24 protein-coding genes are annotated in these 26789 nt (G+C 31.5%); 12 read left to right on the forward strand and 12 right to left on the reverse strand.

Translation table 11 applies throughout. The features are described from left to right. Positions 1-54: 54 nt before the first annotated feature. Complete coding sequence (locus tag C3E89_RS11785; protein WP_236913137.1) at positions 55-954, reverse strand: YihY/virulence factor BrkB family protein; 900 nt, start codon at positions 952-954, stop codon at positions 55-57. A 142-nt stretch (positions 955-1096) separates the two neighbouring features. Between C3E89_RS11785 and C3E89_RS11790 the strand changes: the two genes are divergently transcribed. After that, positions 1097-2194, forward strand: a complete 1098-nt coding sequence (locus tag C3E89_RS11790) for a hypothetical protein (RefSeq protein WP_236913138.1) — start codon at positions 1097-1099, stop codon at positions 2192-2194. A 29-nt stretch (positions 2195-2223) separates the two neighbouring features. On the opposite strand, the gene C3E89_RS11795 is transcribed toward C3E89_RS11790, so the two are convergent. Next, positions 2224-4200: a S9 family peptidase gene (locus tag C3E89_RS11795; RefSeq protein WP_236913139.1), complete on the reverse strand. Its 1977-nt coding sequence runs from the start codon at positions 4198-4200 to the stop codon at positions 2224-2226. A gap of 409 nt (positions 4201-4609) precedes the next feature. On the opposite strand from C3E89_RS11795, the gene C3E89_RS11800 reads away from it, so the two are divergent. The 3 genes from C3E89_RS11800 (at position 4610) to C3E89_RS11810 (ending at position 8917) form a co-directional block, all read left to right on the forward strand. Next, complete coding sequence (locus tag C3E89_RS11800) at positions 4610-6133, forward strand: YfcC family protein (protein WP_236913140.1); 1524 nt, start codon at positions 4610-4612, stop codon at positions 6131-6133. 43 nt (positions 6134-6176) lie between these two features. Next, a complete protein-coding gene (gene pepT, locus C3E89_RS11805) occupies positions 6177-7388 on the forward strand; it encodes a peptidase T (protein WP_236913141.1) in 1212 nt (403 codons plus the stop codon). Between the two features lie 80 nt (positions 7389-7468). Further along, positions 7469-8917: an aminoacyl-histidine dipeptidase gene (locus C3E89_RS11810; protein WP_236913142.1), complete on the forward strand. Its 1449-nt coding sequence runs from the start codon at positions 7469-7471 to the stop codon at positions 8915-8917. A 46-nt stretch (positions 8918-8963) separates the two neighbouring features. Here C3E89_RS11810 and C3E89_RS11815 read toward each other — a convergent pair whose 3' ends face one another. The 5 genes from C3E89_RS11815 to C3E89_RS11835 all read right to left on the reverse strand — a co-directional run bounded on the left by C3E89_RS11815 (position 8964) and on the right by C3E89_RS11835 (position 13168). Beyond that, the gene (locus C3E89_RS11815) at positions 8964-9815 is read right to left on the reverse strand and encodes an HDOD domain-containing protein (RefSeq protein ID WP_236913143.1); all 852 of its coding nucleotides are present in this window, start codon (positions 9813-9815) and stop codon (positions 8964-8966) included. A gap of 155 nt (positions 9816-9970) precedes the next feature. Further along, positions 9971-10684, reverse strand: coding sequence for a thioredoxin-dependent peroxiredoxin (prxU, locus tag C3E89_RS11820; protein WP_336512946.1), 714 nt, complete (start codon positions 10682-10684; stop codon positions 9971-9973). Positions 10685-10721: 37 nt separating this feature from the next. Next, positions 10722-11150 (reverse strand): Fur family transcriptional regulator, encoded by a 429-nt coding sequence (locus C3E89_RS11825; protein WP_236913144.1) that lies wholly within the window; start codon positions 11148-11150, stop codon positions 10722-10724. 27 nt (positions 11151-11177) lie between these two features. Then, entirely contained in the window at positions 11178-11354 is a 177-nt protein-coding gene (locus C3E89_RS11830; protein WP_236913145.1) for an HTH domain-containing protein, read from the reverse strand. A 122-nt stretch (positions 11355-11476) separates the two neighbouring features. Then, a complete protein-coding gene (locus C3E89_RS11835) occupies positions 11477-13168 on the reverse strand; it encodes a hypothetical protein (RefSeq protein WP_236913146.1) in 1692 nt (563 codons plus the stop codon). Between the two features lie 145 nt (positions 13169-13313). On the opposite strand from C3E89_RS11835, the gene C3E89_RS11840 reads away from it, so the two are divergent. Then, on the forward strand, positions 13314-13934 hold the full coding sequence (locus C3E89_RS11840) for a copper homeostasis protein CutC (RefSeq protein WP_236913147.1): 621 nt from the start codon (positions 13314-13316) through the stop codon (positions 13932-13934). 95 nt (positions 13935-14029) lie between these two features. Here the strand turns inward: C3E89_RS11840 and C3E89_RS11845 are convergent, their stop codons facing one another. The 4 genes from C3E89_RS11845 to C3E89_RS11860 are packed head-to-tail and all read right to left on the reverse strand — an operon-like array spanning position 14030 to position 18889. Beyond that, positions 14030-15085 (reverse strand): ABC transporter permease subunit, encoded by a 1056-nt coding sequence (locus tag C3E89_RS11845; RefSeq protein ID WP_236913148.1) that lies wholly within the window; start codon positions 15083-15085, stop codon positions 14030-14032. Then, positions 15082-16113, reverse strand: a complete 1032-nt coding sequence (locus tag C3E89_RS11850) for an ABC transporter permease subunit (RefSeq protein WP_236913149.1) — start codon at positions 16111-16113, stop codon at positions 15082-15084. Before C3E89_RS11850 ends, C3E89_RS11845 begins: the two co-directional genes overlap by 4 nt. After that, on the reverse strand, positions 16114-17697 hold the full coding sequence (locus C3E89_RS11855; protein WP_236913150.1) for a sugar ABC transporter ATP-binding protein: 1584 nt from the start codon (positions 17695-17697) through the stop codon (positions 16114-16116). It lies immediately after the preceding gene. 52 nt (positions 17698-17749) lie between these two features. Beyond that, positions 17750-18889, reverse strand: a complete 1140-nt coding sequence (locus tag C3E89_RS11860) for a DUF3798 domain-containing protein (RefSeq protein WP_236913151.1) — start codon at positions 18887-18889, stop codon at positions 17750-17752. Between the two features lie 187 nt (positions 18890-19076). Between C3E89_RS11860 and C3E89_RS11865 the strand changes: the two genes are divergently transcribed. Together C3E89_RS11865 and C3E89_RS11870 are read left to right on the forward strand one after the other, a co-directional pair. After that, on the forward strand, positions 19077-20006 hold the full coding sequence (locus C3E89_RS11865; RefSeq protein WP_236913152.1) for a DMT family transporter: 930 nt from the start codon (positions 19077-19079) through the stop codon (positions 20004-20006). A gap of 68 nt (positions 20007-20074) precedes the next feature. Next, a complete protein-coding gene (locus tag C3E89_RS11870) occupies positions 20075-21772 on the forward strand; it encodes a M3 family oligoendopeptidase (RefSeq protein WP_236913153.1) in 1698 nt (565 codons plus the stop codon). A 70-nt stretch (positions 21773-21842) separates the two neighbouring features. Here C3E89_RS11870 and C3E89_RS11875 read toward each other — a convergent pair whose 3' ends face one another. After that, the gene (locus C3E89_RS11875; protein ID WP_236913154.1) at positions 21843-22739 is read right to left on the reverse strand and encodes an FUSC family protein; all 897 of its coding nucleotides are present in this window, start codon (positions 22737-22739) and stop codon (positions 21843-21845) included. A 131-nt stretch (positions 22740-22870) separates the two neighbouring features. Here C3E89_RS11875 and C3E89_RS11880 point away from each other — a divergent pair, with 131 nt between their 5' ends. From C3E89_RS11880 to flgN, 5 genes are read left to right on the forward strand one after another with little or no spacing between them, the layout of a single operon-like run. After that, the gene (locus C3E89_RS11880) at positions 22871-23551 is read left to right on the forward strand and encodes a TVP38/TMEM64 family protein (RefSeq protein WP_236913155.1); all 681 of its coding nucleotides are present in this window, start codon (positions 22871-22873) and stop codon (positions 23549-23551) included. 50 nt (positions 23552-23601) lie between these two features. Beyond that, complete coding sequence (locus tag C3E89_RS11885) at positions 23602-23967, forward strand: flagellar protein FlaG (RefSeq protein ID WP_236913156.1); 366 nt, start codon at positions 23602-23604, stop codon at positions 23965-23967. An 11-nt stretch (positions 23968-23978) separates the two neighbouring features. Continuing rightward, a complete protein-coding gene (gene fliD, locus C3E89_RS11890; protein ID WP_236913157.1) occupies positions 23979-25601 on the forward strand; it encodes a flagellar filament capping protein FliD in 1623 nt (540 codons plus the stop codon). 18 nt (positions 25602-25619) lie between these two features. Then, positions 25620-26015: a flagellar export chaperone FliS gene (fliS, locus tag C3E89_RS11895; RefSeq protein ID WP_236913158.1), complete on the forward strand. Its 396-nt coding sequence runs from the start codon at positions 25620-25622 to the stop codon at positions 26013-26015. Positions 26016-26018: 3 nt separating this feature from the next. Next, complete coding sequence (gene flgN, locus C3E89_RS11900; protein WP_236913159.1) at positions 26019-26489, forward strand: flagellar export chaperone FlgN; 471 nt, start codon at positions 26019-26021, stop codon at positions 26487-26489. Positions 26490-26789 lie beyond the last annotated feature (300 nt).

Below are 26789 nucleotides of genomic sequence, written 5' to 3' on the forward strand. Positions count from 1 at the left end.
TTTATATTATACCTATCTTATCTTTAGTTGATTACAAACTATTTATGTATGGATTTACTTTTTATTTTCATCATTACAATCTTCTACTCCTGTATTTTTCATAATAGCAGCATAGGCTCCATTGATTTCGCCTCCTAATACTATCATTATACTGGTTATATAAAGCCAGATTAACAGTACTATTATTCCTCCAAGGCTGCCATAGGTTCTGGAATATTTTCCAAAATTATTTACATAATAGGAGAAGACCATAGAGGCTATTATCCATCCGGTAGTAGTAAAGACTGCTCCTGGTAGGGTATGACTAAGCTTTAACTTAAGGCCTTCTTCTGGAGTAGGACTTAGTTTATATAGTAGGGCAAATATGATTATCATAGATACAAAGGGAATTATAATCCTTAGCAGCTCCCATAAGTGGAAAAACAAATTAGCAGCACCTATTAAGGCAAAAAGGTTATTCCCTATAATCTCACCAAAGACCAACATAGCCAATACTATTATTACTAAAAGAGCTAAAGCTATGGTAAAAATAATTGCTAGACCTTTTAATCTCCAATAAGGCCTTTTTTTCTTTACATTGTAGGCCTTGTTAATGGCTCTAATTATGGCGGTAATCCCTAAGGAACCAGACCAAAGAGTCAATATAATTCCCAGTGATAAAAGGGTATCGGAGCTAGAGATAACTATTTCTTTTACTATATTTTTAAGAAAAGTTTGAGTTTCTAAAGGTAACATAATCAATAGATTATCCAATACATTTTCCTGAGTAATAGAAGTATATCTAAGTATATTTAGAAAAAAGATCAAAAAAGGGAAAATGGATAATATTAAATAATAGGTAAGCTGTGCTCCTACGGCAGTTACCTCATCCTCTCTAATTCCACAAATCAGTTCATCTAAGAAATGGTACCATTTCTTATTCTCATATTTCTTTAATTTATCCTTAATATTCAATATTAATCCCGCCCTATTAAAATTAATTATTTTAGTATCTATTGGTATAATACAATATTATAATATATAATAAATACATCTACAAATATTATTATTCTTAATCAATTTAATTATGATAATAGAGAGATTGGGAGGAAATTCTATGAGGGGTTGGATAGGATTATTGGTGGTAGGACTATTGCTAGGTGCTTTGGTATTTTCAATATATCCAAATAATTCAATGGATGCTGATATAGAGGGAAGAGATAATATAATAGAGCATAAAGAATTTGGAGACTACACTGTTTATATTGAGAAACCAAAAGAGGGAGAAAATAGATTAAAAGTTGCTAATTCTAAAGATGGAAAAGTGAAGAATATAGAAGGAATCATTGGAGAGTTTTATGGCATAGATTGGTCTAAGGATGGCAGATACTTTATAGTAAATGAAGGTACTGGAATTATAAAAATTACCTATTTAATATCTTTGAAAGACCTTGAAGATATAATAAGCATTCCCACTATAGGGAATATAGTTTGGTCTCCTGATTCAACTAAATTATTACTTGGAGTAGAGAATAATAAAAAGAGAGCTATAAAAGGGGAATTAAAGGGAACTATAGATTTAGCCATTTACTATATAAACAGTGGAACTGTAGAGCCTTTATTAGAGGCAGATGAATATGTAGACTATTGGCCTGAATATTGGGATGAGGATAACAATATTGGATATAAGAAGATTAATGAAGCAGGAGAAGAAAAATTATCTATAAAATATGAACCTACTAAGGAAGAGCAGGTAATGGATATAATCTATAATAATAAAGATCTGAATAATGGAGAAGAGTTCTTAAAACTATTATCTCAGTTAGATTTAAATAGATTAGAGTATTTTTATGGAGAAGGTAGTGTATTAGAAATATTAGAGTGGTTATCATTTCAACAATTTGAAGATGAAGAAGATTTAATTATTTTAATTAATTTAATAGATGAATTTCTAGGAGAAGAGTACTATAAATTCGTGGAGAGTATTGCAAATAACTATTTAAGGGATAAAATAAAATTTATAAAAGCTTTGGCACAGGTTCCAGAAAAAACTGAAGAAATTGCTGTAGGTTTACACGATATGAGGGTTTATGATAGAGATGGTGAAAATATATTTGTAGATTTAGATATGATAATAAACTCTGAAGAATTGTCTGAGGAGGAGAAAAAGGTTGGTATAGATTTAATTAATTTCTATACTGCCTGTGATACGTGAAGGTAAAATAGAGGGGTGGGGCCCCTCTATTATTTTAAATACCTATCAAACCAGCCTGTAATTTCTTTCAGTCTTCTAAGCCTATGTTTTGGTTTACCAGATCTGCTTAATTCATGATTTTCTCCTTTAAATAGGCAAAGCCTTGATTCTACACCATGGTATTTTAATGCGGTGAACATCTGTATTGCTTCAGCCATCCAACAGCGATAATCTTCTTCTGAATGGATGAATAGGGTAGGAGTCATTACTTTATGAGCATATTTTAATGGGGAATGGAACCATAATTTGTCCACATCTTCCCAAGGAGTGGCTCCTTGTTGGTCATCGACAAAAAAGTATCCAATATCTGTGGTACCAAATTTTGAAACCCAGTTAGATATACTTCTTTGGGAGGCAGCTGCTTTAAATCTGTTGGTATGACCTATTATCCAATTAGTCATAAATCCTCCATAGGAACCTCCAGTAACCCCTAATCTATCTTCATCTATGAAAGGATAGTTTTCCAATACTATATCAGTAAATTTCATTATATCTTTATAGTCTATAGTACCGTACTTATCCCTTATATCAGCAAACTCATCTCCTCTACCATCGCTACCTCTTGGATTACAGAAAAATACTACATAGCCTTCATTAGCCCAATATTGCATTTCATGGAAGAATACTTCACCATAGACAGTTTTAGGACCTCCATGAATATCCAAAATCCCTGGATACTTTTTATTTTCATCAAAATCCACAGGCTTTAATACCCAACCTTCAATAGTGACCCCTTCTTCTGTTTCAAAGGTTAACCTTTCAGGAATAGATAATTTTTTTTCATCTATTACCCACTGATTATAGTTGGTTAACTGTATTTCTTTGTAGCTGTCTACCTCATATAGTTCTTGGAGTTTAAGCTCTCTTAATCCTATAAAAATGATCTTTCCATTTAATACATCAAATCCATCAACAGAACCTTTTTCTATTGTCAATTTCTCAATATTTCCTTTTTGGTCAATCCTATTTATGTAGGAACTATTGTATTCAGTAGTAATAAAATAAAGGTATTCTCCATCTACTTTCATTGTAGTACTACTTCCATATCTAATATCTGCACCTACTGAGTTCCATAGGCTATAATCAAAACCTTTAGGAGAGATAACCTTTGCATTTCCTTTGTCATCCATAATGTAAATATGATTATTTTCATTTACGCCATAGTTGGTCATATGGGATCCTGTAAATATGATTTTATCTTCTAGAAAATCTGCATAGGAATAGGAGAAAGGATCATCATGAGTTATTTTTTCTAAAGTATTTTCTTTTATATGGTAAATATATAAATCTGATCTAATATGCATTTTATCTATAAAGGAATTGGCAATGATAATCGCTCTAGACTTATCTTGATTTAATTTAAAACTTTCAACATCAGTGAATTCATCAGTAATTGGAGTGATTTCATTTTCTTCTAAATTATAAATATATAATCGATTCCTTTTTTTATTAGTAAATCCTTGTCCATTGGACCAAAAAGGGATCTCATCAATGACCTGATAATCTTTTTCATCTTCCTTTTCTTCTTTAGATAATCCTTCTAGTTTTAATTTGTTATGGTCATATAATGCTGTAAGGATGAAGCTATTTTCGTCTAATATTTCTATTTTATTTACATTTAAGGGAATTTCCAAGACTTTGTTGGCTTCTCCACCTAGTAGGGATATTTCATAATAACAGGTTAAATCTTCTCCGTTTTCTTTACGGGATTTATCTTTTTCATCTCTTAGGGCAGGGAAGAGTATGGTATCTTCATCTTTGAATAGGAAACTATTTTCTTCATTTCCAGCAGTTAATTTAAAAGGTTGGCCTTTTTCCATATTATAGATGTATATATTGGATAAATATTTATTTTTCTCTACATCCATTTGATGGAGGAGAAAAGCTAAGTTTTTCCCATTAGGAGAATATTGAATTCCAGATAAAAACTTATACTTTGTAAAATCATCTAAACGTAAATTTTCCATTAGAATCCCTCCTTAAATTTTATGTATAGATATATATATCTATTATACATGAAAAAAAGGATATAAGTTGTCGTAAATGAAAATATTACATTTTTTTGTCTAAGGTCGTAAAATTAGATGAAAGTTTATATCTTATTTATTGTAGATTTAATAGCAAAACTGGATTTAGGGTATTTCTCTATATTTTTGGAAATAATAAAAAGAGAAAAGATAATATATGGAATTTTCATAAAATATTTTTTAATAGAAAGTTCACAAAATTGGTAAGAATTTTAATAGTACTATTTTTTTACTTTAGATTTAAAACAATATTTTATTATGTTATACTTATACGAGATAAAATTGAATCTGCAGATTCTTAGAATTTATTACAAATAAAACCAAATATTTAAAAAAAGGAGATGAACTAATGACAAACAAAAAGAAAAACAAGAAAAAACGCCAATTTCCTACAGCTTTTACAGTATTATTCATAGTTTTGATATTAGCATCTATACTAACTTATATAGTTCCGGCAGGATTATATGAAAAATTAGAATACGATGCAGAGGAAAATGTTTTTATAAAGACAGACCAAGAAGGCAGTACCGAAACTTTACCTGCTACTCAAGAAACCTTGGATAGTTTAAATATAAATATGGATTTAGAAAAGTTTACAGAAGGTGGAATTAGAAAGCCTATAGCAATTCCAGATACTTATAGGAATATAGAGCAATCACCACAAGGACTTTTACCAACTATAATGTCTCCAGTAGAGGGAGTAATGGATACGGTGGATATCATGGTATTCGTTCTAATTCTTGGAGGTATAATTGGATTAATTAATAAAACTGGAACCTTTGATGCAGGTATTGCTGCACTGTCAAAGAGGACTAAAGGAAAAGAATTTTTATTGGTAGTAGTAGTTTATGCACTAATAGCTTTAGGAGGAACTACTTTTGGATTAGCGGAAGAAACTATAGCTTTATATCCTATATTAATGCCTATATTTATTGCTAGTGGATATGATGCAATAATCTGTATTGCTGCAATATATATGGGATCTTCCATTGGAACAATGTTTTCAACTGTAAATCCTTTTTCAGTTGTTATAGCTTCAAATGCAGCTGGAATTTCCTTTAATGAAGGACTAGTAATTCGTATCGTAGCTTTGATTTTAGCTTCAATTATAACATTAGTATATATATATCGGTATGCTAAAAAAGTAAAAATGGATTCAAAAAATTCTTTAATTCATGACGATATGGGTAGAATAGAAGAGAGGTTTTTAAAAGACTACAATCCTGACGATGTGGTACCCTTCAATTGGAGAAGAATATTAATACTATTAGTATTCTTAGGAGCATTTCCATTGATGATTTGGGGAGTATCCGTTGGCGGATGGTGGTTTGCAGAAATGTCTGCATTATTCTTTGCAGTTGCTTTAATAATAATATTCTTATCTGGACTTTCTGAAAAAGAAGCGGTTAATACATTTTTAGAAGGAGCAGCAGATTTAATAGGTGTGGTTCTAATAATAGGTGTTGCTAGGGCCATAAATATAGTAATGGATAATGGAATGATTTCTGATACATTACTTTATTATACATCATCAATAATAGAGAATATGAATTCAGGGTTCTTTGCAGCAGTTCAAATGGTGTTATTTAGTATATTAGGATTCTTTATACCATCTTCATCAGGCTTAGCTACATTATCAATGCCTATAATGGCGCCTTTAGCTGATACAGTAGGATTATCTAGAGACATAGTAGTTACAGCTTATAACTGGGGTCAAGGATGGATGGCCTTTATAACACCAACAGGATTGATTTTAGCAACTCTAGAGATGGTAGATGTAACTTATGATAAATGGTTAAAGTTCATACTGCCTTTAATGGGTATAGTTGGAGGGTTCTCCATTTTAATGTTAGTATTGCAGACTATAATATAAAATCCTCAAAAGTTTAAAACTTCATTAAGAGAGGAGAGATTATATGGAAAAAATCGTAGAAAGGTTTAAAAGGTATATTTCCATAGACACAAAATCTGATGAAAATTCGGAAACATGTCCTAGTACAAAGGGACAATTAGAATTGGGAGCTATATTAGTAGAAGAATTAAAGGAATTAGGCCTTGATGATGTAAAACAAGATGAAAACGGCTATGTATATGCTACATTAAAATCTAATATTGATAAAGAGGTACCTACAATAGGATTTATAGCACATTTAGACACTAGTCCTGACTTAGATGGGAAATGTACAAATCCCCAAATTTTTACTTATGAAGGTGGGGACATTAAATTAAATGACAAATACTCTATGAGTCAAAAGGAATTTCCTTTTTTAAAAGAACTTGTAGGAAAAGAGATTATAACTACAGATGGAACTACTTTATTAGGAGCAGATGATAAAGCAGGTATAGCTGCTATTATTGATGCAATGGAATATTTAATCGCAAATCCAGAAATAAAACATGGGGATATTAAAATTGGATTTACACCAGATGAAGAAATTGGCAGAGGGGCAGATTTGTTTGATGTAAAAGGATTTAATGCAGATTTTGCCTATACTGTAGATGGAGGACCTTTAGGCGAATTGGAATATGAAAACTTTAATGCAGCTAGCGTTAAAATAGAAATTCAAGGTAAAAATGTCCATCCAGGATCAGCTAAAAATGTGATGATAAATTCTCTTAGAATAGCTATGGAAATTGAAAGTATGTTACCGGTAGAACAAAAACCCGAATATACAGAAGGATATGAAGGATTTTATCTATTAGACGATATTACAGGGAATGTAGACTATACAGTTGTTAATTATATTATTAGAGATCATTCCATGGAAAAGTTTGAAGAAAAGAAAACTTTATTTAAGGAAATTATAGATTTTCTAAACAAGAAATATGGCAATATTATAACTATAGAAATAAAGGATAGTTATTATAATATGAGAGAAAAAATAGAACCCCATATGGAAATAATAGAGCTTGCTAAAAAATCCATGTTAGAACTTGGAATTGAGCCTAATATTAAACCTATTAGAGGGGGAACAGATGGAGCCAGATTATCCTATATGGGACTTCCATGTCCTAATATATTTACTGGTGGGTATAATTTTCATGGAAGATTTGAATTAATTCCAATTGAATCTATGAAATTAGCCTCTAAATTGATTGTGAAGATCATTGAAAATAATAGTAAGTAAAAAAATAATAACCTTAGTCCAAGAAAGGATTAAGGTTATTATTTCAAATTAGATATTGACTATAAAGATGGAGGGAATTTATGAGTATATCAAAAAAATTAGAACCAAAAAGGGTATTTCACTATTTCCAAGAGATTTCAAAAATTCCAAGGTGTACTTATGATGAAGAAAATATTAGCAACTATATTAAGAGTGTAGGGGAAAGATTAGGGCTTGAAACTATTCAAGATGATGCTCTAAATGTAATAATACGAAAGCCAGCTACTCCAGGATACGAAAATTCACCAGGAGTTATTATTCAGGGGCATATGGATATGGTTTGTGAAAAGGAAAGTGATAGCGATCATGATTTTAAAAAGGATCCTATTAAACTAATTGTAGATGGAGACTATATAAAGGCTGACAAAACTACATTAGGTGCCGATAATGGAATAGCAGTAGCTATGGGCTTAGCCCTATTAGAAGACAATACACTAGAACACCCTAGTATAGAATTATTAGTAACCTCATCAGAGGAAGTTGAAATGGATGGAGCCTTTGGATTATCGAAAGATGTTTTAAAAGGAACAAGGTTAATCAATGTAGATACAGAGGAAGAAGGAGTTCTTGTAACTGGTTCTGCTGGAGGAGAGTTAGTAGAGGTTGAAATTCCCGTAGAATATGAAGAAGTTAAGGATTTAATTGGATTTACTATAGAAGTAAAAGGGTTAAAAGGCGGCCATTCTGGAATGGAAATCCATAAGGCCAGGGGAAATTCAAATAAAATAATAAATGAAGTATTGAAAAGTATTAGGGAAATAGTGGATTTGAAGCTTATATCAATAGAAGGTGGAACGAAGGATAATGCTATACCTAGATCTAGTACAGTCCATATTGGTATTAAGTCCTCAGAATTATCCTTGTTTATGGATGAATTTGATAAAGTAAAAGATAATATAATACAACGAAAAAAGGAAAAAGAACCTAATATAGATATTATAATTGAAAAAACTGAAGAGGTATCTAATTGTATTTCTTCTGATGCATTAAATTCTTTAATCCTACTTATTGAAAGTTTACCTACAGGTGTATTTACAATGATACCTGGAGATGAGGATATAGTTGAGAGTTCCAGTAATTTAGCTATAGTTAATACGGAAAAAGATAAAATTACAATCCAAATATCTACTAGAAGCTCATCAGAAAAGACATTATTAGAGTTAAGAGAAAAAATAATAGCCCAAGTCAAAAAAACCAATGGGAAATATACTGTTGGTAACTCTTATCCTCATTGGGAATACAACCCTAAATCAGAACTAAGGGATGTGGCCTTAAAGGTCTATAAAAAAATGTTTAATAAAGATATGGAAACAACGGTTATTCATGCAGGGCTAGAATGTGGAGTACTTGCAGAAAAATATCCTAATTTAGATATTATATCTGTAGGACCAGATATGGAAGATGTTCATACACCTCAGGAAAAGGTCAGTATATCTTCTATAAAAAGGGTTTATGATTATTTAGTAGAATTATTAAAGGAACTAAAATAATAAAAAGAGCTCTCTTGGGTTAGAAATCCAGAGAGTTCTTTTTATTCTAGACTAAATCGAAACTATCCTTATCTAAAATAAGATCGTGAGAATAGGATATAAGATTTTCTATGTCAATAGGGTTAAAATTTAATCTTTCTAAGGCAAAAGAAGAAAAATTATACTTCAACCCATCGGCTCCAATACCTATGCCCATCATCATAGTAATAGCATCGGATATATGAACGATGGATACTAATTCTGGGTCTATGGTAGATTTTTCTGGTATATGGTGTAGGCCTATGGTTTCAACTAAATCTTTTGGAAAGTTCCATTTTTCTGCAATCTTTTCTCCTATTTGAGCATGGTTAAATCCAAGGACTGCTTCTTCCGCCTCTAAAAAGGAAACTTTATCGGACTCAACTTTATTAATTATTGCAGTATATTCTTTTTCTACATAATAATTTAATATGGTTTTACCAATATCTCTAAGTAGGCCGCCAATATATGCAGTTTCAGGATTGGTTATTTTAATTTTCTTAGCTATATATCTTGAGATAATTGCACAGGTTTGAGATTGGGTCCATAAATCATTCTTTTCTAATGCATAGCCTTTAAATTCACCTGTCATCATCTTGCTAACGGTAGAAGCCAGAGTCATACTCTTTACAGTTTGGAATCCCAATAATATAGTTGCTTCAGAAACCGTATTTATTTTTCGGGGATAGCCATAATAAGCAGAATTGGCAAGTTTTAATATCTTTGAAGTTAAACTTTGATCTTTCAAGATTTCCTTTTCTAAATCATCAATTGTAGAATCTGGATCTTCTGTAATTTCTATAATTTTGTTAATCCTACTAGGTAGTACAGGCATATCATCAACTTTATTTATAATATGCTTTAATTTTTTATTATCCATGATTTTATCCCACCTTATAATGGTATATATACTATTATACTAGAAAGATGAAGATATATATATAGATACAAGGTATTATTTAGAATCTTGTCAAAATAGGTGATGGACAAATATAAAAAACGAGTCAAGCTCTAATCTTGACTCGTTTTTATGGGTTATTTATCTACTTGGTCTACAGTCCATTCTTCCCATACTTTACCAACTAGGCCTGGACGTGGCTTTAGCGTCTTCTTACCTGGTTGCCATCCTGCTGGGGTTACTTCTGTTTCTCCAGAATTTCTTACAAATTGGAATGCTTTAATCTGTCTTATAGTCTCATTTACATTTCTTCCTACTGGAGGAGTAAGTACTTCAAAACCTTGAACTATTCCATCTGGGTCGATTATGAATCTGCCTCTTGTTTCTACTCCACTGTCTTCGTCATAGATTCCATATTTTTTCCCTACTGATCCATCTTGATCTGAACCCATTGGGAATGGAATATTTCCATTTATCATCTTGGATAATTCATGGTCATTCCACATTTTGTGGACGAATACGCTATCTACACTAATGGAGATGACCTCTACTCCTAATTCTTGTAATTCCCTATACTTGTCAGCAACTGCCGATACTTCAGTAGCTCAGACAAAGGTGAAGTCTCCTGGATAGAAACATAATAATACCCATTTTCCTTTAAAATCTGAAAGATTTAATTCAACAAAACTTCCATTATGATATGCTGGGATAGTAAAATCTGGTGCTGGTTTTCCAACCTTAATCATATTATCTTCCTCCTTAATAATTGATTTTTCTTCTACTTTACTCTCTTCCACTAAATCCTTTTTTATTTCTGGTCTTTGACATCCCATTTTAAATTCCTCGGGCACAAAAACACCTCCTTTATAGTAATTAAACTCTAAAAAATTAAGAGTCATAATTTGCATTATTACATTTTTTACAAATTCCATATAGATGGATATTCTTATCGTTGATTTTGAACCCTTCTAGCTTGTCCCTGCTAAGGATATTAGCAGAAATAGGGAAGTCATAAACTTTTCTACATTTTTCACATTTAAAATGACCGTGTAAATTGGTGTCTATATCATATCTTAGTTCCTTCTCCCAAAGAGCCAACACCTTTACAACTCCTTTTTCTAAGAATAGGTCCAGCGTATTATATATGCTGGTTTTTGAAAGGGTAGGAATATCTTCTATTAAATTTTTATAAATATCATCTACTGTAGGATGGATTCTATTATTTAACAGATAATTTAACACTTTGATCCTAATGGTAGATGGTCTGATATCATATTTTTTCAAGTAATCAATAATCATTTCATTTGTATAATCCATCTTTATTCCTCCCTCTGGAGATATAGTCTATCTTGCTATGTAAAAACATCTTTTAGGTGATTCGATTAATTCTTCTTTTTTTAGTGCCTTTATTGCTTTATCTACTTCCTTTTTATCTATATTAGCTTTTTCTGCAATTTCTCCTGCTTTTAAAGGCTCTTGAGATTCTTTCAATGTTTTTAGTACTAATTCTTTATTATCCACAATTATCCCTCCTTACGCATAAAATGAAAGCGATACAAAATTGTAATCATTACAAATTTATTATAATACTAAATTTTATACTTGTCAAGGAAACTTTAAAAATAAAAACAGATAGTTAAAAACTATCTGCTTAAAAAAATGATTTTTCCATTGTCTTGATGGTAGCTATCTTTTTTGGCTAAAACATTCAGAGCCAATTTCCCGAAAGGGTTAATATTGATTTGGAAACTTGGTTGATGGCTGTATTCTAATATTCCCATCAAAGTTAAATATTTATAGATTTTTATAAGAAACTTAGAAGATTGACTATTATTCCAGGGTAGGCTAGTAAACTTATACCATTTATCTTCTTCTAAATTGCTTAGAATTTCTAAAACATTTTTGCTCATCATCTTTAACATATTAGCATCATCATAGGACCAAAACTCTTGGCTCCAAATGTATTGGAGAAATAGACTATATTTTTCTTCATCATTAAGTCTTAGAAAACTAGAGCTTAGTTTTGATACCGATAGATGATTTCTTCTAAGGCTTATTAATTTATTGTTAAGAGAAAACATATAGAATAAATGAAGTATTGGAAAATCTTCTTGATTTGGCCTTGTTTTAGTAATATTTTCTCTGTATTCCATTATATCGTTAAGATCAAGCAAATGTTTCCTTTTAATATGTTTCCTTTTTGCCGTTATTTCTAATGGATTACTCATTATATATAATAAAAATTTCTCATAATCCATGATAAAATCAAAAGCATCTTCATTTAACCTATGATTTATCCCGTTTACAATATTTCTATTGATATGGAAAGGGGATTTAATTTGTTTCAAATGATCGATGTATAAAAATCTATTCCTACTTATTTTCAATATATCTTCATAGGTTTTCCTATAATTAGGGTTCTTATTTTTTAGAAATCCTATATATTTTTTTAATGTAGATATATAGGAGCTTAACTCCCTTTGGCCTGATATGAATCCATCTTTTATAGCTTTTTTTAGAAGATTTTCCATATCTAACTCATCTAAATCATAAAGAGATAATCCTTCTTCCATTAAATAGTACTCGAATAGGTTTATCAAATTGGTAATATATTTTTTTATTTCTAGCCGAGACATATAGTTTTGTAAATAGTTTTCAAATTCATCTAATTCATCGTATAGGATAGTAGTATTATCATCGTCCATTTCCATTACCTCATATATACATTCGGTATATATTCTATAAACATGTATACTATATAATTTTAGATACTTATCCATAGAGAGTTCAGGAAATTTAAATCTCATTCTATTATAATCTATAAATATTTCTTCGATGAAGGTATCCTTTACAGCAGGGGGTAAGAAACTTATATTGCCAATAAAACCTTCATAATCGATGATTCTACCTATTCTACCAAAGATTAGGTCTGATGGTTTTAGGATACTAGACATATTTGGTTCCCAAATTATATGGTGTTTTCTAGTCAATAGGTCTAGAATATATATATTGGAACCTTCAATCTTTTCTATTTCAAACAGGGATATAAAGGATTTATTTCTTTCTATTAATATTTCTTTTTCTAAATTGGTAAGATAAGAAGATTTTTCTTCCAACATATGTTCTATAAAGGATTTACCATAATCAGTTCTGTAATCAATACTAATCCATACATTAAAAGCAATTTTAGCTTTTTGCTCATCGAAATCAGGATAATAGAACTCTATAGAATCTAAAATTTTGTCTCTTTTTACAAATTCGTTTATATATTTAATAAGTTTTCTCGTTGTATTTTCTTGAATAGTTTGTATCTGCTTGTAATCTAATTTATTCATAATGCCCTCCAAATGAAAATATATAATTATTATTCATACCTAATTCCTAGGTAATATATATTATATACTAATATTAATAATACTGCATTGATAATGATGAAAAATATTTATAAAGTTGTATAATAAGTTTATAGGAGGGAATTGTATGGATATTTTAAGAGAAGCTTGTGTAGGAAATTTTGTGGAAGCTAAAAGGGCTTATGAATTAGGTGCCCATAGGATAGAGTTATGTGATAATCTTGAGGAAGGAGGTACAACCCCCAGTTATGGCACTGTAAAATTATGCAAAGAAACCTTGGATATACCAATAAATGTAATAATACGACCTAGAGGAGGGGATTTTGTATATACAGAAGACGAAATAAGTATAATGGAACAGGATATAGAAATATGTAAAGAATTAAAGGTAGATGGAATAGTCATAGGAGCATTAACCAAGGATAATAATATTGATATCAAAACCATTAAAAGGCTTTTGAAGAAAGCTGAAGATTTGAGTATTACTTTCCATATGGCTTTTGATGAAATAGAAGATAAAAAGACTGGATTGGATAGATTGATTGAACTGGGAATAGATAGAGTTCTTACAAAAGGTGGACAAGGTAAGGCGATAGACAACCAGAGCCAATTAAAAGAATTAGTAGACTATGCAGGGGATAGGATTATAATATTAGCTGGTGGAGGGGTTACCCAATGTAATTATAAAGAATTGGTAAGAAATACAGGAGTCAAGGAAGTCCATGGGAGGAAAATAGTGGACAATTGACAACCTCTTATAATTGATGATTATAAAAACCAGGGCCGGTGTAAAAAGCTATAGCTTTTTACACCGGCCCTTCTATAATTGGTTATTGCCGATTTTTAATTGTCAATGGATAGTTTGGCTTTTTCTTTTTCCCAAGCGTGTAGCAATAATGCAACTCCAATGACCCCGTAGGCGACGAATACTCTGAAGTATTCACCTATTTGGGCATTATTCATTAGGTTTTGTCCCGCTAGTGGAGATATGATGAATAATAGATGGAACAGGAATGTACCAATCAAAGCTTCCTTCCATGATGCTTTATCTACTGTGGCACCACCTACTAGAAGGGAAGCTACAGCAAATAATCCTACTTGTTCATGGCTGCCATAGGTATTTAAGGTTCCTATATTTTGTAGGAATATAATTTGTCCCCAAGCTGCTAAAATTGTGGATATAATTATAGCAGTAATTCTTGTTTTGTCTACATTAATACCAGAAACCTGAGCTATATGCATATTCTGCCCCACTGCCCTCATGTCTTGACCTAATTTGGTTTTTAAAAAATAATTTACCAATAAATATAGCAATAATGTTAATATTAATGTAGCTACAGGATATTTAGATAACCATTGAAAAAAGCCTAAATCTATTTTATGGAAGGGGATTAATTTATCTAAAGAATATCTCACCCCTGCCAAATCAACAGTGTTTTTAAGGCCGACACCTGATGATAAGAGTAAATTTTTATTTCTAAAGGGGATTAATGTACCTGCTAAGACTAGGAATACTAGTTGGTATACTCCATTGGCAAAAAAACCCAATATCATACTAGTAATCATTTCTTTCCCTTTAGCTTTATTTAATACCTTACCTACTAAAAATCCAAAAAATATAGCGATTGGTGTGGATATTATAATGCTTAGTAAAAATCCTAAGCCTCCTCCAATATGATAATTTGTGATGATTATCAAACCAATTTGTCCTGCCATAGCTCCTAATACAATCCCAAAATTTAATCCCATTCCAGTGATAACGGGAATTATTAAAGATAGAACAAGGATTAAGTTTCTAGCAAGACGGACAACCATCTCATTCATTAAGAAGCTAGCAGGAAGTCCAGTAAAGAAGAACCCTGCAATACATAATATTAAGAAAATAATGGGTACCATCATGCTGCATCACCTCCTGGTCTTGTCAAGGCATAGAGGATTATTCCATTGGAAACAATGGTTCTTATGACCTCAGACATGCTACCTTCAGATAATATATTTATAACAGGTAAAGCAACAACTAATAGAGATTGGAATAATAGAGTTCCAATTATTACATGGATTATTCTTGCTTTATGAAGGGTGGCTCCACCTATTAATATGGCAGCAACTGCTGGCATGGCAGCATATAAAGGAGCATTATATAGCTGTAAAAATCCGAAGGCTTGACTATATACTATTATTCCTATAGCGGCTAATATTGTGGAGATTATAGTTCCTCTTATTCTTTCTTTATCTACATCAATACCGTTAGATAAAGCGAAATTAGCGTTGCTACCGGCTACCTTCATAGTTAAACCTTTTTTGCTTTTACTAAATATCCACACTATAAAGGCGCAAAGGCCAAAAAATAACAACAATCCAGTAGGAATCCTGATATTACCAATATTAAAGGACCAAAAGTCGTTCAATACATGGGCTATAGATGATTCTAAAGATACTGTAACACGAAGGCCGTTTCCGCCGTAAGCCCAGATTAATTCAGGACTTTTAAAAGGAGCTATTAACCAAAATATACACATTAAAGATACTATAGAAAAACCTATGTAGGTTCCAACGGTCATTTCCTGTCCTTTGATTCTATTAAGCATTTTCCCATAGAAATAACCAGCAATAGTTGCTAGGGGAATAGCTATTATTATGGCTATAAAGAACCCTAAAAACCCTGATAGTTTAAATTCAATACTGATTAAGGCTCCAATTAAGCCAAAAACTATACCTAAAGGTATATTGAAATTAAGGCCAATTCCAGATTGGACTGCTGGTATCATAGCCAGTACTAAAATAGCATTCATCCCAAAACGAACTAATATATCTGTAATTAAACTGGATAGAGGAATTTTAAGATATATAGCTACTAAAATTAACCCAAGCAAAAATAGGGCTATTATGAGTCGAGGAACACCTACTTTATCTATTAAATTTTTCATCTAGCTCACCACCTTGTCTAAGGTCTCTCCAGCCATTAGGAGTCCAAATTGTTCATCAGAGGCATCAGGAGGCAGTATACCTTTCACCTTTCCATCGTATATAATTGCAATTCTATGGGATATTTGACGAAGTTCACCTAGTTCACTAGAGGTAATGATAACGGTCATATTTAATTCTTGATTTAATTTTACTAATATATCCAATACCAGCTTTTTAGCACCAATATCTATACCACGAGTAGGTTCGGATACCAATAGTAAATCAGGTTCTAAGGTTAAGGCTCTAGCAATGCAGACTTTTTGCTGATTTCCTCCACTTAAATATCTAGTATGTTGTTTAGGACCTGTGCATCTAATATCCAATTCTTTAATCATTTTTAATGTATGTTCCCTTACAGATTTATTATCGATTAAATTGAAAGGACCTAATTCTTTTAAGAATCTGTCTTGAATCTCCAAGCTAGAATAAACTATATTAAAATCTATAGGATCGTCTAATAAAAGGCCAACTCCCCGTCTATCTTCTGATAAAAAAGCTATGGAAGAGTTTAAGCTAGCCCTTGGATCGTTTAAAGGTAGTTCTTTTCCATCTTTAATTATGGTACCAGAAGTATGGAATAATCCCATAATTCCATTAGCTATACCAATTTTTCCTTGTCCTGCTAAACCGCCAATTCCTAAAATTTCTCCTTTTCTAATCTGTAAATCTAATCCTTTAACTTTTTCTCCAGGCATATTGACTTCTAAATCCTTTAACTCCAATATATATTCATCTTTAATCTTTTTTTCTTCATCTTTCCTCCTAATCATTTCTATATTACGGCCTACCATCAATCTAGCTATATCAACTATACTAATATTATCGGTCTCTATGGTTTTAACCATCTCCCCATCTCTTAATATGGTGATAGAATCGGTTACCTTTTTTATTTCATCTAACCTATGGGATATAAATAATACGGATATACCCATGTCAGAAAGCTTTTTAACCACATCTAAGAATTGAGATGCTTCTGACTCTGCAAGAACTGCTGTAGGCTCATCTAATATCAATAGTTTTAGGTTTTCCTTATCGATTTCCCTGGCGATTTCAACAAATTGCATATAGCCAACTGGAAGACCAGCTATAGGCAAATACTCATCTATACTCATATTCAGCTTATCTAAAACTTGTCTTGAATCTTTAGCCATGGTGTTTAGGTCTAACTTTTCTAATCTTTTTCCAAATATTTTACTCAATAAGGTAGAGTTAGTTCTTTCTCTATTGAGTTTAATATTTTCTGTAACAGTAAACCCTGGAATTAGCATAAATTCTTGGTGAACCATACCTATACCGGCTTTCATAGCATCTTCAGGAGATTTTGGAGAAAAGGGTTTACCATGGATAAAAATATTGCCTTCAAATCCTCCGGTAGAATGGATAACTGGCATTCCAAAGAGTATATTCATCAAAGTTGATTTTCCAGCTCCATTTTCTCCTACAAGCCCATGTATTTCTCCTTCTTTAATGGATAGGGAAACATTATTTAAAACCCGATTTTCGCCATATTGTTTTATAATATTTTCCATATGGAGTAATTCCATTTAATCCCTCCTTAGTTTAAGAAGAAGGAGGTCGTCAAAACGACCTCTCTATTTAAAATATTTCCGATCCAGCTACAAACATTAGGAAATTTGGAGTTCCATCAAGTTCACTTACTGGAACATTATCATCCTTAGTAACAACTTTTAATATATCTACCATTTTGTTTTTATCAAATTTTTCTATTTCCCCTTTACCATAGGATACAGCATATTCTACAGCAGCTTCTACCATAGCCATATTAGCAGGTACCTTCCAAGTAGCAAATCTTCCAGAGGCTCCTGATTCTTCAATTTTTGCATGGGTCTGTTCTAGCATATACGTTACATCTCCAGCTTTATCCTCAGGTATTTCAATCCCTAAAGCACCTGGATATGCATGGTATGGACTTGGACAGCATTGTTCTGGATAGATGGCACCTGTATTTATTACAGATTTTATTAATGGTTCTTGCATTGAGCAGTTAGTATTGAAGAAGGCAGTATCTTCACCATATTTATCAACTTGTCTTGGAACATCTTCAATCATGAATTGTTGAGCTCCTGGAATACCTGCATCCCCAGTTGGATCTGGTGCATCTACTTCAACGAATTCTAAACCTAGTTTTTTAGCAGTTTCTTTCATTACATCCCTTCTTTGAGCAAGTAGCTCATAGGACATATGCCTTGGAAAGGAATAATGGACAAAGGTCTTTGCACCCATTTCCTTAGCCAATTCAACAATTGTCTCTCCCCGTTTAATATTATCTGTTTCTAAAATAATATCTGCTCTTGGGGCGATGGTTTCAGGGTCTTCATGAGGAACTCCAGCAATGAATACTATATCATCCCTAGTTTCTTTAATCTTGTCGAAGGCTGCAGCAGTGCCTGGTACGGCTTGGAGAACGATTATAGCCTTAACATCAGGATCAGCAGCTAAACCAGTAATTTGTGCTATTGTAGTTTCCTGTTCTTGAGTAAATTTATCAGGATAGGTAACATGTTTTATTACATTACTACCATATGTAGCTACTGCATTTTCGGCTGCACGGAATTCCTCTTCCCCTTGGGATACAGTACCGGTAACTAGTCCAATTTTAAATCCTAAATCTTCACCTCCGCTTTTTCCTCCAGTTGTAGTATCTTCCTTACTACAACCAGCAATAGTTGTAACTAACAAACCGATTAAAATAAAAGCCAAAATTCTTTTTCTCAAAATTTTCCCTCCTTTTTACTATTAATCTAATTCTTTAGGCATAATGATGTTTAAAATAATTGTTTATTAATACTATGCTTTTGTAATTTAAAATATTCTTTTATGGTTTAACAAAAAAGTTATTAAAAGTTGATAAAATGGGTAATTGGTTATTGGACATAATTATAGGACATAGAAAGGAGAACAAATGGAAAAATTTTTTACTAAAAAACTTAATATACTTATTATATCTTTAATATGTATGGCTTTATGGGGAAGTGCTTTTCCAGTAGTCAAGATAGGATATGAACTATTTGAAATTGAAACTTCCGATATATTTGGTAAGATCTATTTTGCTGGATTAAGATTTTTTATTGCTTCAATTATGGTATTTTTATTTCATAGAGTTTTATATAAAGAAAGAGTTTCCATTAGAAAAGATTATATAAAATCCATAATCATATTAGGATTATTGCAAACATCTATACAGTATTTCTTTTTCTATATTGGAGTGGCAAATACTACAGGAATAAAAAGTGCTATACTTCAGTCAGGAAGTACATTTTTTGTTGTAGTTATGGCTCATTTTATTTATCAAGAAGATAGATTGGATTTTAAAAGGGTAATTAGCTTGTTACTTGGGTTTGGTGGAGTAGTGTTTGTTAACTTAGGGAAAGATTTCGATTTAACCTTTAAAGTTACTGGAGAAGGATTTTTAATAATCTCTTCTATATTAAGTGCCATTGCTACCATATATGTAAAAACTATGCCAAGGGATATGAGTCCATTCTTAAGCTCTGGAGGACAAATGTTTACAGGGTCCTTATTGCTATTGTTGATTGGGAAAATAGGTTTAAGAGGGAATAATATTAATTTTAATTTAAGTAGCGTCACTTTATTATTATATGCTGCTTTTATATCAGCGGCAGCTTTTACTCTTTGGTATATGGTTTTAAAATACAATTCTCCAGGAAAGGTTAGTATATATAGGCTTTTCATTCCTATATTTGGCTCAATTTTCTCCGCATTATTTGTAAAGGGAGAATATTTTACAGTGAATTTGGCTATAGGATTATTACTGGTGGTATTAGGTATTGGAATATTAAATATGGATAATAGAAAAGATATTAAATCATAAAAATAAGGGATGGCTTTTCATCAAGTTTCTGATAAAATTATATTAAATAGAGATTGGGAGGGATATTATTGTTAAAATTTAAGGATTATGAGTATAAAAGACCGGATATAAAGGCCATTGGGAAAGATTTTGAAGAACTATTAGAAAAGTTCAATAATGCAGAAACCTTCGAAGAACAGAACGAGATAATGGCTCATATTAACAAAATCAGATCCAAAGTTGAGACAATGGGGAATTTAGTCTACATTCGCCATTCTATTAATACATTAGATGAATTCTATTCAAAAGAGCAGGATTTTTTAGATGAAAATATGCCCATATATCAAAATATTGTGTCAAAATTCTATGAAGCCTTAGTAAACTCTAAATTTAGAGATGAATTAGAGAAGGTTTGGGGCAAACAAATTTTTACCTTAGCAGAATTACAATTAAAAACCTTTTCAGAAAAAATTATTGAGGATTTAGTTAAGGAGAATAAACTAGTTACCCAATATGATAAGCTTATAGCTTCAGCTAAAATAGAGTTTCAAGGAGAGACTAGGAATTTAAGTCAAATGATTCCTTTTATGCAATCTAAAGATAGAAAAATAAGAAAAGCCGCTTATGAAGCTTATATTGGATTTTTTACAGAAAATGAATCCCAATTTGATGAGATATATGATGAAATGGTAAAGGTAAGGACATCTATGGCTAAGAAGCTAGGCTATGAAAACTATGTAGAAATGGGCTATGCTCGTATGTCCAGATCTGACTATGATGCAGAGATGGTGGCCAATTATAGAAAACAAGTATATGAAGACTTAGTTCCTCTAGTAGTGGAAATAAAGGATAGACAGAGAAAAAGACTAGGATTAGAAGAGCTAAAATATTATGATGAACCTTTAGAGTACTTAACTGGAAATGCAACTCCCAAAGGAGATCCAGATTGGATATTAGAAAATGGTAAGAGAATGTATAGAGAATTATCTCCAGAGACTGATGAATTCTTTAGTTTTATGGTAGAGAGGGAGCTTCTTGACTTAGTCAGTAAAAAGGGTAAGATGAGTGGGGGATACTGTACTTATATTCCTGATTATAAATCTCCATTTATATTTTCTAATTTCAACGGCACTAGTGGAGACGTAGATGTATTGACCCATGAGGCTGGCCATGCATTCCAATCCTATTTAAGTAGAGATTTTCAAGTGCCAGAGTACAATTTCCCTACATTAGAAGCTTGTGAAATCCATTCTATGAGTATGGAGTTTATAACTTGGCCTTGGATGGAATTATTTTTTAAGGAAGAAGTGGATAAATATAAGTTTAGTCATTTAAGTGGAGCTGTTAATTTTATTCCTTATGGTGTCACTGTAGACGAGTTCCAACATTTTGTATATGAGAACCCAGAAGCTACTCCTGAAGAGAGAAAGTCAAAATGGAGAGAGATAGAGAAAAAATACTTACCTTTTAGGGATTATGAAGATAATGATCTTCTAAATAGGGGAGGATATTGGTTTAGACAGGGCCATATATTTGGGAATCCCTTTTATTATATAGACTATACTTTAGCCCAAGTATGTGCCTTCCAATTTTGGATTAAGATGAATGAAAATAGGGAAAAAGCTTGGGAAGATTATATAAGACTTTGTAAAGCGGGAGGTAGTAAACCTTTCTTAGAATTGGTGGAATTAGCCGGATTAAAGAATCCGTTTATAGACGGAACTATTAAGGAAGTAGTAGGACCTATAAAGGAATGGCTAGATTCAGTAGACGATAGTAAATTTTAAATAATTAGCCCTTTCCTTGAGTTGGGATGACATTAGTTTCCTACAAAAGGAAAGGGTTTGTTTTTGATTATTAATTTATAGATTGGGCTTTAGACAAGGTTTCTTGTATAGAATTTAATCCTTTTAAAAGTTTTTCCAAATGATAATTATAGACCAAATCCATTTCATCTAAATTTTCGCTAGATGGAATGAGTATTTCCTTACCAAATATATTTTCCAAAGTATTTTTATTCCCTTCAGTTAATTGGGGAACTTTTTCTATGGCAAAGATGATGGTTAAATGGTTATAAATAGTTTCAAAGGTATTAAACATCCAGTCATAATTATAACAATCCTCAGTCTTGCATAGATTTAATTTGATATCTTTTTTAAGGAGATTGTAATTTTTTTCTACATCTGTTAAATAATTTTTTAAATTTTCCAAAGAACTACTTCCATCATGCCATATAATTGATTCTATAATAGCTTTAAATTCTAGATACATATTGTGAATGGTTTCTTCCATCTTATCTTCCGCTTTAGGAGGTAAAATAAAATAGTTTATTAAGGTTCCAATGATCAATCCAATTAAAGTGTCTAGAGTTCTATAAAGGGCATAGCTAAGCCTACTTCCTTCTTCATAATTTAGGATAATAGATAAAAACACTATAGTTGACAGCTGCACTGATTTTTCCCAACCAAATAGAGTGCAAGCATAGATTATGATCAACACTCCTATTCCTATTGAGAAGACATTCTCAGGAGCAAAATAGGAAAAAAGCAACGCAACTGTACCACCTAATATAGTTCCGTACATTCTATTTTTCCCCATAGTAAAGGATTCGGATACTGAAGTTTGCATGGCGATTATTGCAGCAATACCTGCAAAAAAAGGACTTTTAAAATTAAATCTTTGCGAAATTAATATGGTAAGGGATACTGCTAAGGCAGTTTTGATGGTCCTCATCCCAATCTTTTTCAATTTCATATGAATCACCTTTTTCTAATATAGATATTATACCAATCAAAAGCTAGTGGGACAAGCCATTAATATTTTACCCTAAAAATGGCAATAGTAATCTAAATATATTATAATAACAGGGTAAGGAGTAGATTAAGATGGAAAGCAATAAAAGATATCTAAAGATAGGATTGATACTTGTATTAATATTAATATTTATCTATTTAGTAAAGAATTTAAATATATTTGATAAGGACAGCCTATTGAATATTTTATTATCAGAAAAAGAAAGGGATAGATTTGGACTTATTTTTGCTGTATTTATAGGATTATTAATGGTGTTTTTTGTTCCTTTATCCTGGTTTTCTCCATTAGCTGCATTCTTCTTTGGATTAAAAGGGTTTATCTATATTATAATCGGGGGACTTATGGCTGCTATATTATCTTTTTTTATAGCAAGAATGTTTAAAGAAGATATTATTAAGATTATAAACAAAATATATTATAGAAAAGAGAGAAAGGTAGATTTAGATGAAGTTTCTACTCGGATTGAAAAATATGGTTTAAGTTATATTTTTTTTATGAGAAGTATGCCTTTTATCCCCTTTGGTATTGCAAACTATGTATCTGGTATTACTTCTGTTTCCTTAGGAGATTATATTTTGGGCACTTTTTTAGGTTTAGCACCTAGTCAAGCTATAAATTCCTATTTTTTCGTTAAGGCAATAAATATAGGGCGTAATCCATTACAAGTTTTGGTTGCTGGATTAATTAAAGGAATATATGTAGTATTGATTTTCCTATGGCAAAGAAAAAGTAAATTTAATGTTAAAGAATGAATTAAGACTTGTCGATATAGATTGTAGAATATATTAAGGGGGCCATAAGTATGCAAGTTAAAGGGGTTGCTAATACGATAGATTCTATTAATTATAATGAAGTAAATAGAAATGGTTCCAATGTAAGGAAAGTTGGGACAAAGGATATAGCAGTTGATAGAGTAAGACGGCAAAGAGAAGAAAAACGATATACAGAAGAAGAATTAATAAAATCTATAGAGTCAGCCAATGAACAATTTGTTGCCTTCGATAGAAGGTTTGAGTTTTCAATCCATGAAAAAACTAAACAGATAATGGTGAAGATTATAGATGTAACAACGGATGAAATAATTAGAGAAATACCTCCAGAAAAGATACTGGATTTAGTAGCTGCTATATGGGAAATATCTGGGATAATAGTAGATGAAAGGGTATAGGTGGTGATACTATGTATAATACTATGAGGATAACAGGACTAGCATCAGGGATAGACACTGAAGAGATGATCCAAAACCTGATGAAAGCAGAAAGGGTAAAAGTGGATAGAGTAGAACAGGACAGGCAGACTGTATTATGGCGTCAGGAAGCGTATAATAGTCTAAACAAAGATTTTGCCAACTTTATTTTAAATACTAGAAAGATGTTTGGTCTAACTACAGTTAGTAGAACTGGAAGCTTCCTACCTAATTCATATCAAAACTTAAATTGGATTAAAAAGGCTACATCATCCAATGAAAGTGTAGCAACAGTATCCAGTACAGGAAAGGCATTAGATGGCACATATAAGGTGAAAGTAACTCAGTTAGCTGAGGGAGTTAGTTTGGCTAGTGGTGATAAAATTGGTGGTAGCGAGATACTAACAGGGAAAGAAAGTATTTCATTTACTATTAACGGCAAAGTTGTGACTGTTAATAAAACCGGAGATAAAGATATCACCATGAGTGATGTAGTAAAGGCTATAAACTCAATTGAAGATATAGGAGTTCGAGCTTCTTATGATGCGGGTATCGATAGATTTTTCTTGCAAACCACAGGAACAGGGAAAGATGTCAAGATAGAAATAACTGCTGATGATGTAGGAGCAGACTTTATTAATGCATTAAAATTAACTGATGGAGAAAGGGGCAAGAATGGTAGTAGTATAATAGGAGAAGAGTTCTTGGGTAAAGACGCCGAAATTAGTTTTAATGGTGCAGATAATATATCTTCTTCTACCAACCGCATTACCATCAACGGAATCACTATGGACCTTACCGGTATAGGTGATTTCACCATAAACGTAGCCACAGATGTAGATGCAGTATACGAAAAAATAGAACAATTCGTAAATGAATATAATGAACTGGTTGATAAGACTAATAGATTACTAGGAGAAAAGGTTTATAGGGATTATCAGCCTCTAACATCGGAGCAGAAAAAGGCCATGGAAAAAGAGGATATTGAACTTTGGGAAGAAAAGGCTAAATCAGGTCTTCTTAGAAATGATGATATTATAGGAAGAACTATGCTTAGTGTAAGACAAGATCTATATAAGAAGTCTGATGAATTCGATGGTTCTTTTAAACTTATTACCGAAATAGGCATATCTACAGAAAAATACGCAAGAGGTTCTGCAGGTGGTAAACTGGTAATAGATGAAGAAAAATTAAAAGAAGCTATAGCCAGGGATCCAGATGGGGTAATGGAGTTTTTATTTAAGGAAAATGTACCAGAGAAAAAAGATGATAATGGTAATATAATTCAAGAAGGTGAAATGGGAGGCATTGTCACCAGAGTATATGATAATCTAATGACTGGTATGGAAGAGATAATTAAGAAATCTGGTACAGGAGATAATGCAGATCTATATAGAAATGTTAAATCCAATATTTTATTAGAGTTTGTGACTGAATATAGTAGTATTAGTTTATTAGATAAAGATGTATTACAATATAGTAGAAGGATAGACGATTTAAACGATATGCTATTTAGAAAAGAGAATAGTTATTATGCAAAGTTTGCTGCAATGGAAAGGGCCATATCTAGGATGAATCAACAGAGTATGTGGCTGATGCAGCAGTTTTCGGGATAAAATGAAAGGATGGGGAAGATGACATATAACGCCTTAAATCAGTATAAACAGAATACAGTATTTACTGCTACTCCAGAAGAATTAACTCTTATGTTATATGATGGTGGAATTAAATTTATGAATATAGCTAAATACAATATAGAAAATAATCAGGTAGAGAAGGCTCACCAGGCGTTGATTAGAGCACAGGATATTATAATTGAATTAAGTTCATCGCTAAATATGGAATATGAAATATCTAATAATTTTAAAAGATTATACGACTTTATAGTGAACAATTTAATAGATGCAAATATTAACAAGGAGATTAAACCTATAGAAGAAGCCTTGGAAATATTAACAGAAATGAGAGACACATGGAAAGAAGCTATGAAGGAAGTCAAAAAGAGGGTTTACCAAAATAGGCAGGTGTAATTTATGATAACTGAAAAGATCGATGAACTCATATCCATAACAAAGGAGAAAAATCGATTATTAAATCAAATGTATAATATTACTAAAGAACAAATAGAAGAAATAGAAAGAGAAGAAATGGATAGTCTAAATAATATAATGGATAAGAAGGATAATCTTATGAAAAAAATCGATGAATTAGACCTGTCCTTTATAACTATTTTTTCTCAGATAAAGAAAGAAGATTCCATTGAAAGCATAGATGAGTTAAGTATAGAACAATATCCTAATCTAAGACAATTGAAAGAGGCAGTAAAGGAAGTATCTTCAACTCTTATAGCTATTTCATTGTTAGATGAGAAAAATACTCAAGCTATGAAGGAAAGGTTTGAAGAAACTAAAATAGAGCTTAGAAAGTTAAAGAAAGGTAAAAAAGCATATAAGGGATACAATCCATCCGTAACAGGAAGTATATTGATCGATGAAAAGAAATAGGAATAATAACCTATTTCTTTTTTTATGAATATAATTGGCAAATTATTATTTGAAAAATAGCTTTTACTATTATGACAACTCACAATATCTTGTAGATAAGAAATGTAATTGTACAAGAATAATAATAAATATAAAGTAAATAATTTTCTAATAATAAGATAAAAAGTAGAAAAAAATAGAATAAAAAACTTATTCATATTTTATCAAGAGATTAGTCCACAGGGAAAGTTTGTAAAAAACAGTTACCCACAAAACAATCCACATTATCCACAACCAGACTATAGTTTTGTCCACAGTGTA

Origin of the sequence: Clostridium sp. Cult1, from assembly GCF_021655095.1 — a bacterium.
In the GTDB taxonomy this organism is placed as follows: Bacteria; Bacillota; Clostridia; order Tissierellales; family Tepidimicrobiaceae; genus Schnuerera.

Coding starts and splice junctions, on each gene's coding strand:
- C3E89_RS11790 (WP_236913138.1), top strand. CDS start 1,097: ATGAGGGGTTGGATAGGATTATTGGTGGTAGGACTATTGCTAGGTGCT.
- C3E89_RS11795 (WP_236913139.1), bottom strand. CDS start 4,200: ATGGAAAATTTACGTTTAGATGATTTTACAAAGTATAAGTTTTTATCT.
- C3E89_RS11800 (WP_236913140.1), top strand. CDS start 4,610: ATGACAAACAAAAAGAAAAACAAGAAAAAACGCCAATTTCCTACAGCT.
- pepT (WP_236913141.1), top strand. CDS start 6,177: ATGGAAAAAATCGTAGAAAGGTTTAAAAGGTATATTTCCATAGACACA.
- C3E89_RS11810 (WP_236913142.1), top strand. CDS start 7,469: ATGAGTATATCAAAAAAATTAGAACCAAAAAGGGTATTTCACTATTTC.
- C3E89_RS11815 (WP_236913143.1), bottom strand. CDS start 9,815: ATGGATAATAAAAAATTAAAGCATATTATAAATAAAGTTGATGATATG.
- C3E89_RS11825 (WP_236913144.1), bottom strand. CDS start 11,150: ATGGATTATACAAATGAAATGATTATTGATTACTTGAAAAAATATGAT.
- C3E89_RS11835 (WP_236913146.1), bottom strand. CDS start 13,168: ATGAATAAATTAGATTACAAGCAGATACAAACTATTCAAGAAAATACA.
- C3E89_RS11840 (WP_236913147.1), top strand. CDS start 13,314: ATGGATATTTTAAGAGAAGCTTGTGTAGGAAATTTTGTGGAAGCTAAA.
- C3E89_RS11845 (WP_236913148.1), bottom strand. CDS start 15,085: ATGATGGTACCCATTATTTTCTTAATATTATGTATTGCAGGGTTCTTC.
- C3E89_RS11850 (WP_236913149.1), bottom strand. CDS start 16,113: ATGAAAAATTTAATAGATAAAGTAGGTGTTCCTCGACTCATAATAGCC.
- C3E89_RS11855 (WP_236913150.1), bottom strand. CDS start 17,697: ATGGAATTACTCCATATGGAAAATATTATAAAACAATATGGCGAAAAT.
- C3E89_RS11865 (WP_236913152.1), top strand. CDS start 19,077: ATGGAAAAATTTTTTACTAAAAAACTTAATATACTTATTATATCTTTA.
- C3E89_RS11875 (WP_236913154.1), bottom strand. CDS start 22,739: ATGAAATTGAAAAAGATTGGGATGAGGACCATCAAAACTGCCTTAGCA.
- C3E89_RS11880 (WP_236913155.1), top strand. CDS start 22,871: ATGGAAAGCAATAAAAGATATCTAAAGATAGGATTGATACTTGTATTA.
- C3E89_RS11885 (WP_236913156.1), top strand. CDS start 23,602: ATGCAAGTTAAAGGGGTTGCTAATACGATAGATTCTATTAATTATAAT.
- fliD (WP_236913157.1), top strand. CDS start 23,979: ATGTATAATACTATGAGGATAACAGGACTAGCATCAGGGATAGACACT.
- fliS (WP_236913158.1), top strand. CDS start 25,620: ATGACATATAACGCCTTAAATCAGTATAAACAGAATACAGTATTTACT.
- flgN (WP_236913159.1), top strand. CDS start 26,019: ATGATAACTGAAAAGATCGATGAACTCATATCCATAACAAAGGAGAAA.